16 protein-coding genes are annotated in these 17,448 nt (G+C 38.1%); 8 read left to right on the top strand and 8 right to left on the bottom strand.

The features are described from left to right. The first annotated feature begins 55 nt into the window (after positions 1-55). The gene (locus DKG80_RS11150; RefSeq protein ID WP_109831420.1) at positions 56-1,252 is read left to right on the top strand and encodes a glycosyltransferase family 2 protein; all 1,197 of its coding nucleotides are present in this window, start codon (positions 56-58) and stop codon (positions 1,250-1,252) included. Here the strand turns inward: DKG80_RS11150 and DKG80_RS11145 are convergent. Continuing rightward, positions 1,239-1,964 (bottom strand): LytR/AlgR family response regulator transcription factor, encoded by a 726-nt coding sequence (locus DKG80_RS11145; RefSeq protein ID WP_109831419.1) that lies wholly within the window; start codon positions 1,962-1,964, stop codon positions 1,239-1,241. The two genes, DKG80_RS11150 and DKG80_RS11145, sit on opposite strands and share 14 nt — an antisense overlap. A 263-nt stretch (positions 1,965-2,227) precedes the next feature. Here DKG80_RS11145 and recQ point away from each other — a divergent pair, with 263 nt between their 5' ends. The 3 genes from recQ (at position 2,228) to DKG80_RS11130 (ending at position 5,789) form a co-directional block, all read left to right on the top strand. Next, the gene (recQ, locus tag DKG80_RS11140; RefSeq protein ID WP_245906998.1) at positions 2,228-4,366 is read left to right on the top strand and encodes a DNA helicase RecQ; all 2,139 of its coding nucleotides are present in this window, start codon (positions 2,228-2,230) and stop codon (positions 4,364-4,366) included. 81 nt (positions 4,367-4,447) lie between these two features. Next, on the top strand, positions 4,448-5,221 hold the full coding sequence (locus DKG80_RS11135) for an alpha/beta fold hydrolase (protein ID WP_109831418.1): 774 nt from the start codon (positions 4,448-4,450) through the stop codon (positions 5,219-5,221). Between the two features lie 136 nt (positions 5,222-5,357). Then, positions 5,358-5,789, top strand: coding sequence for a CBS domain-containing protein (locus DKG80_RS11130; RefSeq protein ID WP_109831417.1), 432 nt, complete (start codon positions 5,358-5,360; stop codon positions 5,787-5,789). On the opposite strand, the gene rocD is transcribed toward DKG80_RS11130, so the two are convergent. The 4 genes from rocD to DKG80_RS11110 all read right to left on the bottom strand — a co-directional run bounded on the left by rocD (position 5,786) and on the right by DKG80_RS11110 (position 10,447). Next, the gene (rocD, locus tag DKG80_RS11125; RefSeq protein ID WP_109831416.1) at positions 5,786-7,015 is read right to left on the bottom strand and encodes an ornithine--oxo-acid transaminase; all 1,230 of its coding nucleotides are present in this window, start codon (positions 7,013-7,015) and stop codon (positions 5,786-5,788) included. The two genes, DKG80_RS11130 and rocD, sit on opposite strands and share 4 nt — an antisense overlap. A gap of 26 nt (positions 7,016-7,041) precedes the next feature. Then, complete coding sequence (locus DKG80_RS11120) at positions 7,042-9,312, bottom strand: ATP-dependent helicase (RefSeq protein ID WP_109831730.1); 2,271 nt, start codon at positions 9,310-9,312, stop codon at positions 7,042-7,044. Positions 9,313-9,333: 21 nt separating this feature from the next. Further along, positions 9,334-9,900: a DUF3109 family protein gene (locus DKG80_RS11115; RefSeq protein ID WP_109831415.1), complete on the bottom strand. Its 567-nt coding sequence runs from the start codon at positions 9,898-9,900 to the stop codon at positions 9,334-9,336. A 139-nt stretch (positions 9,901-10,039) separates the two neighbouring features. Then, complete coding sequence (locus DKG80_RS11110; RefSeq protein WP_109831414.1) at positions 10,040-10,447, bottom strand: response regulator; 408 nt, start codon at positions 10,445-10,447, stop codon at positions 10,040-10,042. Between the two features lie 165 nt (positions 10,448-10,612). On the opposite strand from DKG80_RS11110, the gene DKG80_RS11105 reads away from it, so the two are divergent. Continuing rightward, positions 10,613-11,125, top strand: coding sequence for a DUF2911 domain-containing protein (locus DKG80_RS11105; protein ID WP_221409113.1), 513 nt, complete (start codon positions 10,613-10,615; stop codon positions 11,123-11,125). 451 nt (positions 11,126-11,576) lie between these two features. On the opposite strand, the gene DKG80_RS11100 is transcribed toward DKG80_RS11105, so the two are convergent. The 3 genes from DKG80_RS11100 to DKG80_RS11090 all read right to left on the bottom strand — a co-directional run bounded on the left by DKG80_RS11100 (position 11,577) and on the right by DKG80_RS11090 (position 14,772). Beyond that, on the bottom strand, positions 11,577-13,031 hold the full coding sequence (locus tag DKG80_RS11100) for a sulfatase family protein (protein WP_221409112.1): 1,455 nt from the start codon (positions 13,029-13,031) through the stop codon (positions 11,577-11,579). A gap of 103 nt (positions 13,032-13,134) precedes the next feature. Beyond that, entirely contained in the window at positions 13,135-13,572 is a 438-nt protein-coding gene (locus DKG80_RS11095; RefSeq protein ID WP_109831412.1) for a GNAT family N-acetyltransferase, read from the bottom strand. A 159-nt stretch (positions 13,573-13,731) separates the two neighbouring features. Further along, positions 13,732-14,772: an L-dopachrome tautomerase-related protein gene (locus DKG80_RS11090; protein WP_109831411.1), complete on the bottom strand. Its 1,041-nt coding sequence runs from the start codon at positions 14,770-14,772 to the stop codon at positions 13,732-13,734. Between the two features lie 219 nt (positions 14,773-14,991). Here DKG80_RS11090 and DKG80_RS11085 point away from each other — a divergent pair, with 219 nt between their 5' ends. The 3 genes from DKG80_RS11085 (at position 14,992) to DKG80_RS11075 (ending at position 17,328) form a co-directional block, all read left to right on the top strand. Next, a complete protein-coding gene (locus tag DKG80_RS11085; RefSeq protein WP_162555827.1) occupies positions 14,992-15,693 on the top strand; it encodes a hypothetical protein in 702 nt (233 codons plus the stop codon). Between the two features lie 84 nt (positions 15,694-15,777). Continuing rightward, the gene (locus DKG80_RS11080; RefSeq protein ID WP_109831409.1) at positions 15,778-16,263 is read left to right on the top strand and encodes a hypothetical protein; all 486 of its coding nucleotides are present in this window, start codon (positions 15,778-15,780) and stop codon (positions 16,261-16,263) included. A gap of 15 nt (positions 16,264-16,278) precedes the next feature. Then, positions 16,279-17,328 carry a hypothetical protein gene (locus tag DKG80_RS11075; RefSeq protein WP_109831408.1) on the top strand — a complete coding sequence of 350 codons (1,050 nt, stop codon included), beginning with the start codon at positions 16,279-16,281 and terminating at the stop codon, positions 17,326-17,328. Positions 17,329-17,448: the final 120 nt, after the last annotated feature.

The raw sequence follows: 17,448 nt of genomic DNA, 5'->3' as shown, positions 1-17,448 counted from the left end.
TGAAAAACCTCACTTTTTTAGGTTGTGAGGAAACTAATCACCAAACACTTAAGATATGGAGTCTTTGTTTATCATTTGTTTAGCAATAGTGTTTTATACCTACCTCGGGTATGGAATAGTCTTATTCATCTTGACCAAATTAAAAAGAGCTTTACAAAAAGAAAGTCCGAGGGAAGAGTTTCAGGAATTACCAACGGTAAGCCTTTTGGTAGCGGCATATAATGAAGAGTCGGTCATTGAAGCAAAGATTCAAAATGCACTTGCGCTTGATTACCCCAAGGATAAGCTTCAAGTCTTGTTTGTCACTGATGGAACCACAGATGGAACTAATGAGATCATAAAAGCACATCCAGAGGTAAAATTGTTTTACTCACCAGAAAGAAAAGGCAAGATTCATGCAGTAAACCGAGTGATGCCTATGGTAGACTCTGATATCACTATATATTCGGATGCTAATGTGCATATGAATAAAGAAGCGGTTTCCTTGATGGTTGATCATTTTAGTGACCATAAAGTAGGAGCTGTCTCTGGTGAAAAAACGGTATGGTCTGATACTTCTGACAAAGCTAGTGCAGCTGGGGAGGGACTATATTGGAAATATGAATCTTATTTAAAGAGGAAGGATGCAGAGTTGAATACGCTGGTAGGAGCTGCTGGTGAGCTATTTGCGATTAGAACTTCATTATATGAAACGGTATCAGAGGATTCGATTATTGAGGATTTTATGATGACAGTTGGTATAGCTGCCAAAGGGTATAAGGTAGCCTATGAAAAAAACGCAGTAGCCCTGGAATCAGCCTCTGCTTCTATAGAAGACGAACAGAAGAGAAAGGTAAGAATAGCTGCAGGAGGAATTCAGTCCATAGTTCGTCTGAGGTCATTGTTAAACCCATTTAAACATGGTATGTTGACCTTCCAATATATTTCTCACAGGGTCTTGCGCTGGACACTTACTCCTTTGTGTTTGCCAGTACTTTTGTTGGCAAATATTGCCTTGGTTCAAGCAGGGACATTTTATCAGTTAATGATGCTGGGACAGATACTTTTCTACACCTTGGCATCAGTTGGTTTCTTTCTGAGAAGAAGAAAAATCAGAATCAAGATTTTTTACATACCATACTACTTCCTATTTATGAACTATTGTGTCATACTAGGATGGCAACGGTACTTCAAGAATAATCAATCCGTAGTCTGGGAAAAAGCACAAAGAGTAGTAGTCGAAGAAAGTAAAATGACTACTACAGAGAATTGATCTTTGAGAATAATATCGGTTTCTGGTTTCTAGAAACCGGTATTACATGATCATTGATCAATAGATTGTTTTCCTCGATATCTATGATTTTATCTACGTTCACGATAAAGGATCTGTGCACCTTTACAAACAGATCTGGATCTAGTTTCATTTCTACATTCTTGAAAGTAGTATGCACTATATATCCCTTATCAGTAGTCTTGAAAATCACATAATCACCCTTGGCTTCGGTATAGAGGATCTCACTCATTTTGATGCGTATCATCTTGGAGTTTGCCTTTACAAAAAGACTTTCGGAGTTGAATAGCCCCTTTTCCTCTTCAGGCTTCTGATTCTCTAGTAATTTATGATTTTCAATAGCTATTTCGATACTAGCATTGATATCCTTCATACCATATGGCTTTACGATATACCCATACGGGCTATGCTGAGATGCTTTTTTGATTGTTTCCTTATCAGCATAGGCAGTGGTGAAAATAAAAGGAATCAAAAAATCTGATTTGATTTTTTCAGCAACATCAATTCCAGTTTTATCACCTTTGATCTGGATATCCAGAAGCGCAATTTCAGCTGTTCCTTCAGATAGTAGTTTAACAGCGGCATCGTAAGATTCTGCTATGCCTACTACTTCATGATCTAAAATCTCCAACATATCAGATAGGGATTCTGCTATCTGAGGATCATCTTCTACTATTAGTACTTTGTGTGACATTTTGGTCAGTTTGGTTTATGTAAGTGAAATATAAACTAAAAAATGTTCCCTTTCCAACCTCATCAGACAGGTTTATTTATATATCTCATAGTTCTGCCGTATGTTTTTATTTTTAGACCGATTCTTTGCACAAAGCCTAGATTTTTTTGTTGTCTGCATATGTGATCGCAGTTAATGGCTTTAATGACATTCTTAAATAGAATAGTGTTTTCTTACTACCGTATTATCTTTGTGCATTCAGTAGTGTAAAGAGTTCTTTCAAAATGCAAATTGATCAAATGCCTGGGCTTGACCAAGCCAAGACTATTCTTAAAGAAACCTTCGGATACAAGGCATTTAGATTGCTTCAAGAGCAGATAATTTCAAATGCTCTTGAAGGAAATGATGGTTTGGTAATTATGCCTACTGGGGGAGGAAAATCCTTATGTTATCAGATTCCTGCGCTTGTTTTAGAAGGAGCTTGTATTGTGATATCTCCTTTGATATCCTTGATGAAGGATCAAGTTGAAGCTTTAAGGCAAAACGGAGTAACGGCTGCATATCTAAACAGTTCGCTTAGCGGAAAAGAACAATTACAAATCGAATCGGATTTTTGCGAAGGGAAAATAAAGTTGCTCTACGTTTCTCCAGAGAAATTACTCACGCGAGATTTCTTCAACGTCATGAAGTCTGTTCAGTTGAATTTGTTGGCAGTGGATGAAGCACATTGTATTTCACAGTGGGGACATGATTTCAGACCGGAATACACCAAGCTGGATTTTCTCAAAAAACAGTTTCCTAAAGTACCGGTGATGGCCTTGACTGCTACAGCAGATAAGGCTACGAGAAATGATATACTTAAGCAGCTAGGTGTAGAAGGAGCAGAGACATTTTTAGCGTCATTTGATCGACCCAATATTGATCTTAATGTACGTCCAGCTCAAGGTCGAATAGATGCTATTATATCTCATATCAAACAACGACCAGATGAATCTGGGATAGTTTATTGTCTGAGCCGTAAAAGCACAGAGAAAGTCGCTGCTAAATTACTAGCGGCAGGAATAGATGCTGACTTTTACCACGCTGGAATGCCATCAGATGTTCGTGACAAAACACAAGAAAGATTTGTTCGAGATGATCTCAAGGTTGTTTGTGCAACCGTTGCGTTTGGGATGGGAATTGATAAGTCTAATGTTCGTTGGGTAATTCATCATAACCTTCCTAAAAACCTGGAAAGTTATTACCAAGAAATTGGTCGTGCGGGTAGAGATGGTCTGGAATCTAAGGCTGTACTGTTTTTTAGCTACGGAGACATAGTACAGTTGCAAAGTTTCAATGCTGACAGTTCTCAAAAGGAGCTTTTAGATGCCAAACTGAAGCGAATGCAACAGTTTGCGGAGGCAACTACCTGTAGGAGAAAAGTGCTGTTGAGTTATTTTGGTGAACACCTTGAAGAAAACTGTGGCAAGTGTGACGTGTGTCGAAACCCTCCCAAATTCATGGATGGAACCATATTAGCACAGAAGGCTCTTTCGGCTAGTATTCGCACTGGAGAGAAAGTTGGTATCGGAATGCTAATCGATATTTTACGTGGGTCTGGAAGGCAGGAGCTTTTTCAAAAAGGTTATCACCAAATCAAGACATATGGGGCTGGAAGTAATGTTCCTTACTTTGACTGGCAACACTATATGGGTCAATTTCTAAATCTTGGCCTATTTGAGATTGCTTTTGATGATCACAATACATTGCGTACGACAGGTTTGGCTAAGAAAGTTCTTAAAGGGGACTTTCCCATTCACATCACTAGACCAGAAACTGCGGAACAGCGAAAAGCTAGGACAGATACTCCGAAGAAAACCAAGCAACAAGAGCGATCGGAAGAGCTTTTTGTTAAACTTAAGACACTCAGAAAAGAAATCGCAGAAGCTCAAGGTATTCCAGCATACTTAGTGTTTAGTGATGCTACACTAAATGAAATGTCTGCACAGCGTCCGACAACGGATGAGGATTTTATTGAAATATCAGGGGTCGGTCAGCAGAAGCTTGAGAAGTATGGTACGGATTTCATGAAAGAGATCATCGCCTACATCAAAGCCAAAACAGCAGAGGGTGAAAAGATAAAAGGTGCTACTCATTTGGTGACATATGAGTTTTATAAAGAAGGACTTTCTCCTGAACAAATTGCTGAAAAGAGAAACCTAAATCCAGTTACTATTTATTCTCATTTGTCAACCTTGTATGAACAGGGCAAAGAAGTAGATCTTGCTCAATTTCTTACAACAGAGGAGAGAGGAAGTATTACCAGAGGAATAGAAGAGCTTAAGATTGAAGATTCATTGAAACCACTCTTTGAACATTTCAAAGAAGAAATTCCATATCATAAATTAAGGGTAGCCTTGACACTTTATAAAAGTGAAAAGTAACCTATGCTTTTATTTAAGGAAGGCTGAGCTATGTTATAGAGTAAGTCAATAAATTATCTTAGCACATCAAAAATTATCAATATGTCTAACAGCAATTTCCCTAGTCAGTCATCCGATTTTACAATAGTATTTCTTCATGGTAATTCAAGTTCATCGAGGGTCTTTGAAGAAGTATGTGATTTGTTGACAGTATCATGTGATGTTCTATTGATTGATTTACCTGGGCATGGGGAAGGTCCTATGACGGGTGAGTATAAGATTTCTGATCATGCCGATTATGTACTTGAGTGTTGTGAAGATGTGACTGGAGATATTTTATTAGTTGGGAATTCATTAGGAGGTCATATTGCTATTCAAGCTCTCGAGAGATTGACTCAGGTCAAAGGGCTCGTTATATTTGGAACCCCTCCACTCAGGAAGCCTTTGAATATAGAAGAGGCCTTCAAGTTTTCTTCACATATGTCCACGTATTTGAGTGGACAAATTACAGAAGAGGCATTGGATGCAGCGATCGATGCTTCGATTCAGAATAAAGAAGTAGCCCCATTACTCAAGGAAGATTTTTTATGTACTGATCCTGCTGTTAGAGTTACAATAGGGAAAGAAACTAGCAAGCCTGATGAATATTATGATGAGGCGACAGTTTTTAAATCAGTGGAAATCAATAAATGGGTAATTTATGGAGAGCAGGACCCAACCTTTAAGTTGGAGTATTTGGATACTTTGAATGATGAAGCTGAGGTCAAGTTTGAATTAATAAAGATGGAAAACTGTGGGCACTATCCTTCAATAGAGAAACCGGATGAGTTCTCAGATATACTTTCAGATATTTCAAAGGAATGTTTTAATGTCTGATCAAAGGTTTGAAAAGCCTATTGCATCTATTGTTGTCTGATCAAAATCACTTTGATTTCTGATAATTAAAGACTTTTTCGCTAACTGTATTGGCTACATTGAATGAATAAGAATTTCAAACCAAAACAGTGCAGTCATGGATAATCAAGACACAATAGCGAGCATTATGACCAAGGAGCTGGTCACTTGTGATATTAATGATTCCTTACAAAAAGTCAGCAATCTTTTCGCTGAGTATCACATCAGACATATGCCCATCACCTCAGAGGGTAAACTGATAGGAATTGTGAGTAAGACTGATATTATGCGAATCAGCTTTGGTAATATTTATGGTGAAGATCAAATAGATGCTGATCATGCAATCTTGGACATGCTGTCTATCAATCAAGTAATGAAACATAGTCCAGTTAGTGTTGAAGCTCATCAATTGATATCGGATGCTTCAAGAATATTTACTGAGCATGAGTTTCATGCATTGCCAGTTATTCAAAATGATCAATTGGCAGGAATAGTAACTACGACAGATGTGATCAGTTACTATGCGCAGAAAGAAAGTACATTAGTTTAAAAGTCTGAAATAGTTTTTTCAATTATATCACAACATTCATGGATTTGTTCTTCTGTCATGACAAGCGGAGGAGCAAATCGGATAATATTGCCATGAGTAGGTTTGGCAAGTAGTCCGTTATCACGGAGTTTAAGACAAATATTCCAAGCTGTTTCAGAATCTTCAGTATCGTTGATAACTACAGCGTTCAATAAACCTTTTCCTCTTACTGATTTAACAATGTCATTTTTTGTGATGAACTGATTCATGCGCTTGCGGAAAATGTTTCCAAGCCGCTCTGCATTTTCTGCCAGTTTTTCATCTTTAATGATGTCAAGTGCAGTGATAGCTATCTTAGCAGCCATTGGGTTGCCTCCGAATGTAGATCCATGCTGTCCTGGGCGAATAACATCCATGATTTGGTCATCTGCAAGTGCACAGGAGATAGGATAAAAACCTCCGGATAATGCTTTGCCCAGAATCAGAATGTCAGGTTTCACTCCTTCGTGATCACAAGCGAGCATTTTACCAGTACGGCCGATACCAGTCTGGATTTCGTCTGCTATAAAGAGAGCACCATGTTTTTGGCAAAGGTCATAAGCTCCTTTCAAATAGCCATCATCGGGAACATAGACACCAGCTTCACCTTGAATGGGCTCTACTAAAAAACCAGCGATGTTTGGGAGTTTGAGAGCTTCGTCAAGAGCTTCTAGGTCATTGTATGGGATTCTAATAAAGCCGGGTGTGTGAGGTCCAAAGTTGTTATGTGAACCAGCGTCAGATGAAAAAGAAATTATAGTAGTAGTACGACCGTGGAAATTTTTCTCGCAAACAATGATCTGTGCCTGATTTTCGGGAATTCCCTTGACTTCGTAGGCCCACTTTCTTGTTAGTTTGATAGCTGTTTCTACTCCTTCGGCTCCAGTATTCATAGGGAGCATTTTATCATAGCCGAAGAGTTTTGTTATGTATTCCGAATATGGGCCGAGAACATCATTAAAAAATGCTCTCGAAGTAAGTGTCAAAGTTTGAGCTTGCTCTGTCATGGCTTGCACGAGCTTAGGATGACAGTGGCCTTGATTTACAGCACTATAGGCTGATAGAAAGTCATAGTATCGTTTCCCTTCTACATCCCAAAGAAAAACACCTTCACCTTTTGCTAGAACAACCGGTAAAGGATGGTAATCATGGGCTCCATATTGATCTTCGAGCTGCATCGCTCTTTCACTAGTCATTTCATCAGTCATATCGGATGCTTTAGGTTCGAAAAAAGCTACTCATGTATCATCAGCTTAGCAAAGCTCAGAAGCAAAGTCTTATCTCCAGCCTTGTCAAAACTGATGTGTGCCTTCTTATTGATACCTTGAATTTCGATTTTTGTTACATTACCGAATCCAAACTTAGGGTGTTCTACCTTCATACCTACCTCTAGTCTAGAAGTATCACTGGGTTTGAAATTACCTGATGGCTTATGCAACAAAGCATTCGGAGATGGCTGGGGTCTAGCTGCGACTTTATTATTTCTTACAAAGCTTTTAGAGAAACTAGAATTACCTCCATTCAAAGTAGCTAGCGGGCTTGCTTCAGTAGATTTGAATTTATGACTTGCCTTGAGGAAATGCGAATCAATATCTTCCAAGAATCTACTTGGTTCACAAGTTTTCAATCTTCCGAAACGGTAGCGCGTCAACGCATAGCTCATATATAGCTTCTTTTCTGCACGAGTTACGGCTACGTAGAACAACCTTCTTTCTTCTTCTAAATCTTGGCGTGAACTAATCATCATCTGTGAAGGAAAAAGGTCTTCTTCCATTCCGACAAGGAAAACGTTTTTGAATTCTAGCCCTTTAGACATGTGAATAGTCATCATAGTCACGACATCCTTGTCTTCGCCTTTTTCATTGTCAGCATCTGTAAGAAGAGCAATGTCCTGAAGGAAGGAAGCCATTTGTTTGTCTTCATTTTCAGGATTGTCAACGAATTCTTTGATTCCGTTTAATAATTCCTGTACGTTCTCATATCGATTTCGACCTTCAATTGTTTTGTCATCGTAGAGCTCCTTTAGTAGTCCAGAGTTCTTCGCAATCAAAGAAGCTGCTTCAAAAGCATCTCTTTTCTCGATCGAGATCATAAAGCTCTTGATGAGCGTTACAAATTGATCGATAGCAGTAGCAGAACGCCCACCTATAAAGTGCTGCGCATTTTCCAGTACATTCCAAATAGTTGTATTGTTCTCCGCAGCAGCTACTACTATTTTATCAACAGTAGTAGGTCCTATACCTCTCTTGGGAAGATTGATTATTCTACGGAAAGCTTGTTCGTCACTCTGGTTGACAGAGTATCGGATGTACGCTAAAATATCCTTAATCTCTTTTCTTTGGTAGAAAGACAAACCTCCAACTATTTTATACTTGATGTTGTTCTTTCTGAGAGCTTCCTCCAGTGCCCTAGATTGGCTATTGGTTCGGTAAAGAATGGCAAAGTCTGAGTTTCTTTCTTGATTGGTGACTTTGGATTCAAATATGGCAGAAGCTACTAATTTGCCTTCTTCATTGTCTGAAGTAGCTTTTATTACTTCAATGAGGTCACCTTCGTTATTGTCCGTCCAGACGCTTTTACGTAGCTGGTTTTGGTTTTTACTAATGACAGAGTTAGCAGCGTTGACGATGTTTTTTGTAGAACGGTAATTCTGCTCTAGTTTGATGACTTTCAGCTCAGGATAGTCTTTCTCGAAGTTTAGAATATTCTGAATATCTGCACCACGGAAAGCATAGATACTTTGAGCATCATCACCTACCACTGCAATATTTCTCCGGACAGCAGCTAATTTTTTTGTAATGACATATTGAGAAATATTGGTGTCCTGAAACTCATCTACCATTACATACCTGAATCGCTGCTGATATTTATTCAACACATCAATATGGTCTCTGAAAAGTACATTGGTATTGAATAGAAGATCATCGAAATCCATAGCATCTGCCTTGAAACATCGCTGGCAATATTCTTTATAGATTTTCCCCATTTCAGGCTTGCCGTTTTCATTGTCATCAGCTGCGTAGATGGGGTTGCGATTGTACTCTTGCCAAGAGACTAGACGGTTTTTGGCACTTGAGATTCTGTTGAGTACCACATTGGGTTTATAGACTTTATCATCAAGACCCATAGCTTTGACGATATTCTTGATTAATGATTTAGAATCATCAGAGTCATATATAGTAAAGTGACTTGGGTATCCCAATAAATGAGCTTCTGCTCTTAGGATTCTAGAGAATACAGAGTGGAAGGTTCCCATCCAGATATTGCGGGCATCATTTCCGACTACACCTTCAATACGTTCACGCATCTCACGAGCGGCCTTATTGGTAAATGTCAGAGCGAGGATAGAAAATGGGTCGACTTGATGGTATTTGATCAAGTGCGCTATTCTATATGTCAAAACACGAGTCTTGCCAGATCCCGCACCCGCAATAATCATCGCAGGGCCTTCAGTTGTTTCTACTGCTTCACGCTGGGGCTTGTTCAAGCCATCCAGATAACTAATATCTATTCCTTCCATTGAGCGTTATTCTTTTTCGGCTATTGTCTGCTCTAGTTTTTTGTACCACTCTTCGCCATACTTGCGAGTAAGAGGGCCTTTTAGAAATTTATAAACAGGTACTTTCAACTTGTCACCTAGTTTGCAAGCGTCACTACAGATGTCCCACCTGTCGTAGTTAAGCGCATCATAGTGATCATATTTGGTGATTCGGATAGGATAGAGGTGACAAGAGATAGGCTTTTGCCAATTTACTTTTCCATCGAGATAAGCTTGTTCTATTCCACATTTTAAAGTTTGATCGTTGTCATAGTAGGCATAAGCACACTCACGACCATTGATAGTAGGGGTAGAATAGTCTCCTTCCTCGTCTATAACATAGGCTCCTTGATCTTTTATAGCAGCTTGTCCTTCTGGAGGGAGATATGGCATTACTTCTGGGACAGAGTCTGTTAGTATCTGTAATTCTTCTTTTTCTAAAGGAGCTCCCAAATCTCCTTCAACACAGCACGCTCCTTTACATTTGGTCAGGTCACAGACGAAGTGCTGTTCTTGCAAGTCGTCAGATAACACGGCATTATCTACTATAATCATTGACTAAAAACTCTAATCCAAGCTGCAAAACTATTAAACCCAGACTACTTATAGAGTGTGTATTGGTAGAGTTTAAATGGATTTGTCAGAAACAAAAAAGACTTGCTATTTAGCAAGTCTTTAATTTCTTAGGCTGTTCCTATTTTAAATAGGTACTAATCTCATCAAGGATCTCTCCTGTCAGAGGTTTTGTGAAAAGTTTTTGTACTTCCCTGTATTGATCCGCCAGTTCTGCATCCTGATAGTATTGTGATGAGGTCAAAACAAAAAGTTTGATTTTTTCACTTTCTACAGCGGTCATCATTTTACGGTATTCACGAATAAAATCCCATCCACTGATAGTAGGCATATTGATATCCAAAAGAATGATATCAGGGAGTCCTTCTTTATTGTTTTGTACCAGATCTTCAAGGTAATCTAGTCCTCTGGCAGAACTAGTCACAGACTCTACCTCAAATTCTGAGTTATAGTCATTGATTACTTTGGTACAGATCAAATTATTGATCTCGTCGTCGTCGATAATTAGTACTTTAGTATGGTCACTCATTGAATAATGTCTGTACAGTGGTGGATAATGTGCGAGTTTCAATATACGTTAAAAACAGGAAAAAGCTGTAAATACTGCACAATTCCATTTTTTCGCTAACTTAAAAAAATAAATCTAACCTGAAGTTGACTAATAGCGTCTAATCACTAATCAAAATTAAAAAAAATGAATTTAATCCGTGTAAACAAAGTTTTAGTTCTGCTTATTCTTGGAATAGTTACAAGTTACACTCTTCAGGCACAGAAAAGAGCAAGTCCGATGAAATATGTAGATCAGTCATTGGGTGATGTGAATTTGAAGATTGCATACAGCAGTCCATCCGTAAAAGGTCGTACAATTTGGGGTGATTTGGTTCCTTACGACAAGGTTTGGAGAACTGGTGCCAATGAAGCTACCGTTTTTGAAGTCTCTGCTGACTGTACAGTCAATGGTGAAAAATTAAAGAAGGGTAAGTATGCTCTTTTTACTATTCCTAATGAAAAGAGTTGGACAGTTATTATCAATAGCGTGTGGGATCAATGGGGAGCTTATAAATACGATTCGTCCAAGGACGTTTTGAGGTTTAATGTCAAGCCTAGCCAGAGCTCAATGACTGAGGCTTTCACTATTGCAGCTAGCGAGGCTGGAGTTGTATCTCTTGCTTGGGATAAACTGAAGGTATCGTTTGAAGTAAAATAATCATGTCATTCTCTAGATGAGGATATTATTAAACTAAAGGTGTCTCAAAAGTAGTTATTACGAATTGTGACACCTTTTTTAATTCAACATGCTGTCGTGAAGCTATGTTCTCTTAAGTGGTTCAGGTCTAGGCATGGTAGAACTATTGATTTTGCCCCTATCCCTCAAGAAAGATGGACGTCTCGAGGTGAATAGAGATTTTAATATGGTCCTATCCCATTTTTTGTTGGTCCTGAACGATTTTTGAGTGGTACTATGTCATTTTACACCCGTCCTGAATGAATTTAGAGCCGTTCTCAGTCATTTTTTAGTGGTACTGAATGATTTCTGAACCGTCCTCATTTATTTATCAGTGGTACTCAGCCATTTTCTTGCAGTCCTTAATCAATACTTATAGGTTCTTAATCAATAAATAGCCGTTCTGTGACAAATTCTCACGGTTCTGAGGGTTTTACAGTCCTGTTCCAGTTCCTTGCATAGATGCATCATGATCCCACATGATGATCCAAGGGTCTCTTGTACGGAGCTGATATTCTTTAAGCTTTTGCTTCATGTTTTCAAGTAACTCTTCTTTCTCCGGTACCAATGCCAAATTGGTGATTTCATCAGGATCATTTGCTAAGTCGTAAAGCTCAAATTCTGACCTTTGTAAGTAATCATGAACTTTTCGCTTGCCATAGGTTTCAATACCATTTCTATAAATCGCCTGCCAAGTCGACGAAGCCCAAAGGTCAGAGGCGAAGGGGTATTCTAGCTGGTATGCAGTATTGAATATCAGCTTATAATCTCCACTGCGAATAGAGCGCATCGGATAGTACATAGTAATCTCATGAAAGGTATGTGAGGCATATACTTCTTGCCGACTAGCGTCTTCCTCTACAATTGCATTCGCAAAAGATACTCCATGAAAGCTCTCTTCATCAAACTCAGCTTTGGCCATATCTAAGATGGTTGGGGTTAAATCCACCCATGAAACCAAAGTATTATTGACGATTCCTTTTTTGTCCTTTGAAGGATCTTTGATGATACATGGCAATTTGATTCCTGGTTCATATAATGTGGTTTTAGCACCAGGGAAAGCAATTCCATTATCAGATATGTAGATGAAGATGGTGTTGTCGAGCTTTCCCGCTTCTGCTAGTAACTTATTAAGCTGACCTATACCTTTATCTATTCGTGATACGCTTTGATAGTACTGTGCCAACTCTTCTCGACACTGCTTGGTATCTGGTAAGAAGTCTGGAACAATGACATCTTCAGGTCTATAAATAATTTCTTCCACTCCTTCGTATCCCTCTGGTCTATTTCCAAAATTGTTAGGAGCATCCCAAGGATCTGGTTTAAATGGATTGCCTCTATGCGGATCCCCTGTGCAGAAGTATAAGAAAAAAGGTTCTTTGGAGTCAATTACTTCCTTACACTTATTGGCCATAGTGACTGTACTTCTTTCATTATCTTCTAGCACTGTATTGAAGTCATAGACAGACTCTGGAGCCAAATGATATTTGCCTATCCGAGCAGTATGATAGCCAACTGCGTCCAATAGTACGGGTAAAGACTTGACATCAGGAAAAGTGCTGAAATGATGGTAATCGTGTGTATGTCCATATGATCCCGTAGCATGTCCAAACTTACCTGTCAGTATCACTGATCTACTGGCTGCACAACTGGCGCTAGTGCAATATGCATTGGTAAACCGAACACCTTCTTCTGCCAGTTTATCCATATTCGGAGTTTGAATGACTGGGTTTCCATAAGCCCCGATTGCATCCGTTCCATGATCATCCGAAACGAATAAGATTATATTGGGGCGACCTATTTCTGGAACATTCTCCTGACCGGATTCTTTAATTTGTGAACAAGAAGCACTGATCAATAGTGCTATTAGTAATATGTAGTATTTCATCATCATTAGAAGTTAATCTAAGAGCAATTTAATACAGTAGACAACATGTTGTCTTACTTATTGCATTGGATGAGTATTCTAATAAGAAATGAGGTTGAATAGCTTACAAGAACATCTCCAAATCCGTGTGAGGAATCCCGTCTTCTAAATATTCTTTTGAACAAACTTTGAATCCAAAACCTTCATAATACGGAATTAAATGACTTTGAGCATTGAGTAAAATGCTTTTAGCTCCTTCTATTGATTTTATATCATTGATAGCTATTTCGATAAGTTTGGCTGCCAATCTTTGTCCGCGGTAATTATGGTCTGTTGCAATTCTACCAATAGCATATTGCCCTGATTTACGTTCGTAAGTTCTCAAACAAGCAGCTAGATCTTCTCCTTCTTGAAACCAATAGTGAGTGCTCTGTTGATCTTTCCCATCTAATTCTGGGTATGCACAATCTTGCTCTACGACAAATACATCTACTCTCAACTTTAAAAGTTGATAAAGTTCATCTATGGTTAAGAGTTGGAATGGTTTTTTAAATAACTGCATGGCTATAGAAATGTACGAAAAAGTAATATTTATAAAACACTAGTCTCAGCATATGGCAAATGGAATCAAAGTAATCTATTTAACAGGTATATCATTAAACGGATCACTTCGCTCCAAATAACCTTTCTACTCCTAAGACTATTAGTAGACTAGAAAGTACTACAGTTTTATCTTATTGATAGAGAAACTCATATCAGACACATCAGCCGAAGCTTCATGAATTCTAGAGTTGGTGTAGTACAAGTACCCACCACCAATTGTAAATGTATCTGCCCAAATGACTTCTGCACCAGAGACTACTTCTGAAACCTCTTTAGTCTTAAGATCCATTTTTAGGATTTTATGATTCTCAAGATCTGCGTAATAAATCGCCCCTTCATATATGATCATACCATCAGGTGCCGCAGTCTTGGCTACTAATTCAGCTTTTGACTGAATATCTTTTTCTGTGGCATTGATTAGTGCATTTGTAGGCACCCTATACAGATTATACCCTGTCAAAGAATGATAGTACAGCATTCCGTTTTCAGAATCTAGTGCTATACCGTCAGAATGAACCATATTACTCCATTTCTTATCGTTGATAGTCAGGTATCCAACTTCAGCAGTAGTCGAGATATGTTCATCCAATACTCGTTTAGCACTACCACTTTCTAAATCAAGAACGATAAGTCCAGCTCTTCCCGAATCCGTGAAAAAGGCTGTCTGAGTACCTTCATCTATTCTCACGTCATTGACATATGAGTTATCATAGAATACACTGTCAGAAAGTTGGTAAGCCTCAGAAAGTTTGTCTGTTTTTAAATCAAAAACATAAATCATAGGTGATTCTATTACTCCTTTGAATTGAGGGTTTCGAGTATCAATGACAAATAGTTTATCATTTGACATTACCACTGATTGTACACAAACGAAACTAGAGTCAGTAACTGCATTTCCTATAGTCCAGCTATTCCAAGATTCATTTGGATAAGCTTTAGATTGTACATCAGATAGGACTTCTACTACCGAATACTTTACTCCTTCTCTCCATCTTGGGAAATTCGCAAAGAGCCTTTCATCTCGACTAATCGTCACACCAGTCACCTGTTGTCCCTCAAAGGCAATTACCCTTTCCACCTTAGTTTCTACATCTTTTTTGGCTGTTGAACACGCAAAGAATACAACAGCTAATAGCATTAATTGGGTTATTTTTTTCATGTGGAGAAGTTAGAACTGCATAGAATGAATGACAAGATTCTTTATAAGTTCTTTAAGGACAAAATTCAGAATTAAGCGTGAATTGTCTTCTTCAATAGAGTCCCTTCTAAAAACAACTACTTTCGAACTGTTAATATGTCTCAAACGTTAAATGTCAGAGTAATAAATTTAAAATTTAAAGGATGTAAAATTTCTCTTACAAGTAAACTTAATCACCTGATGACAAAGAAAATTACCCTTGTTACACTCTTGATCTTAATTAGCAGCTGTGTTTTGATATTTTATCTCACAGAAAATCGCTCTTTCTGCCCTTCAGAGAATGAATTGGTCAAGAACAAGAAAATCATTCCCATTCAGTACTCAGTGCCTATTGAAGAAGCATTATCCTTCTATCCTGAGCTCAATGACATCCATATCAAATTCGAAGTAATCGAAAACGGAATTCCTTTTGTCTCTCGCCCAACAATATTCAGTACCTTATTTCGATCTGCGAAAAATAGAAGGTACCTAATTCTAATAGCTAAGAAGTCTATTCCTTTATTTGACTCAGCTTTGATGCATACAATGCCTCGCAATGCCCAAGTAGGCGTCATAGGTCATGAACTAGCTCATACATCTGACTTCATCAATAGAAATACTTTAAGAATGCTAAGAGTGGCTGTCGGTAATTTATCTTCAGAGTACCTAGATGAGTTCGAACAGCAAACTGATATTAGAACTATTGATCATGGTTTGGGTTGCAATTTGCTGGCTTGGAGCAGCTGGATAAGGACTCATATTAATCTAGATAGTAGTCCGAAGATCAAATCCATAATGGAGGACTTGGACAAAACGGAGCGATACTTAAAACCAACTTCTATCGTTAGAATAATGAAAGAAAAAGGATATACTCAATGTGAAGATTCTATGTACTACCAATAACTCTAATGAGCGGAAGTCGTACTAGATTCACGAGATAAAACCTAGCCTCTAATAAACTGTAATACTTAAATCGTCAATTAAAAAATGAAAACTCTCAGCATAGTTCTTGCCATCACAGCTCTATCGTTTGCTCCAAAAAAACTTCCTGATCTCAATGAAAAGATCATCAAATATGTGGATTCAGTTATGGGAACCAAAGTTGACCGAGGGGAATGTTGGGATCTAGCAGCAGGAGCATTAGCTTATTCTGAAGCATACTTTGACCGATCTTCTATGAAAACCATCACGACATACGGTCGTAGGCTGAATCCTGACAAAGAAGAAATTTTACCGGGAGATTTGATCCAGTTTGAAGGCGTATTACTCAAATGGAAAGAAAATAATACTACTTTCTCTGAAAGCATGGGGCAGCATACTGCTATAGTTTATAAAGTCAACGCACCAAAGAACTACGAAATAGCACATCAAAACACCAGTTCATGGGGTAAGAAAGTAGGTGTGAGTACATTCAGACTAGACCGAATGCAAAAAGGGAAGGTTTTTATTTACAGACCTATTAAAGAAAAGTGAGATATTCGTGTCTAGATGGCACGACTTATCACCATATCGAATAGAGTCACAGACTCCATCAAGCAGTTATTAGCCAATAACGTCCTAGGAACCCCTGGGCGAAGTATGGTTTATCAACAACTAAACACACTTATCAAGATTGGCCGTATCCCGTCTCCTATTTTCACTTCTATTGTTAGAAACGATAAGACATTAGGTACATGCTGTTTTTGCGAAAGAGAAGAGGAGAATCAAAACAATTATTACGTTCGGTATTTTTCATTTGATCATAATTACAGGTCCTCATCAGCCAAGCGGTATAAAACAAAGAAAAATTCTAGACTGAGAACAGAAATAAAGGACTTTCTGTCTGGTAAACTATTCAGTAGTAGTAGATCAAGTCTTTTCTATGCCTATGTCGACCCAAATAACACACGATCTCAGACTCTTTGTGATGAGTTTGGTTTTGAAACAATACGTAAATTTCGAACATACAACTTCTCTAGGTTTAACCCATCTCGGAATATCAAAGTAACTAAAGCTACTAAGGAAGAATATCCTCAGATACAAGAGTTGCTGCAAGACCAATATAAAAAGCACTCTTGCTATACCGAAGAAAACCTTTTTTATAATGGAGACTATTACATTCTTAAAAACTCAGACAACCAAATAATTGCGGGCGTACAAGCCAACCCAGAGTACTGGAATATAATTTCATTGGCCGGCAAGCACGGAAGAACCTTGATTGAAACAGTAAGTAAATTACCATTTGTCAACAAGTTGATTAACAATAACTTCAAGTTTGTGGCCCTTGATTATTTATTCTCGAAACAAGCAAGTAAAGAAGAAATTCAATCTCTAATAGAGTCTACATTAGTTATTCATCAAATGAACACAGCTATCATTTCAGTAGACTTAGATTCTTATGAAGCTGCCCTGATGTCAAGTATGAACTTGGGCTTACTCAACAAAATCAATTCCGCAGTAGATGCTTCCGTTATATGCAAGATCAATAACTTTTCTACCGAAAAACGTAAAGAGTTATTTAATAGACCGTTTTTTATTTCAACCTTTGATTTGACATGATTTCGTCCAAAACTATATTTGCAGATGAAGACATCAAATTAAGAGAGTATGAGTTGTCTTCAGAATGTTATTTAGGCTTGTTCCATGGGACAGAGAACTAAACCCAATGGGCTAGGCTAT

This window comes from Reichenbachiella versicolor, assembly GCF_003171675.1.
GTDB classification, from domain to species: Bacteria; Bacteroidota; Bacteroidia; order Cytophagales; family Cyclobacteriaceae; genus Reichenbachiella; species Reichenbachiella versicolor.
This window is presented reverse-complemented; position numbering and strand designations above follow the sequence as displayed.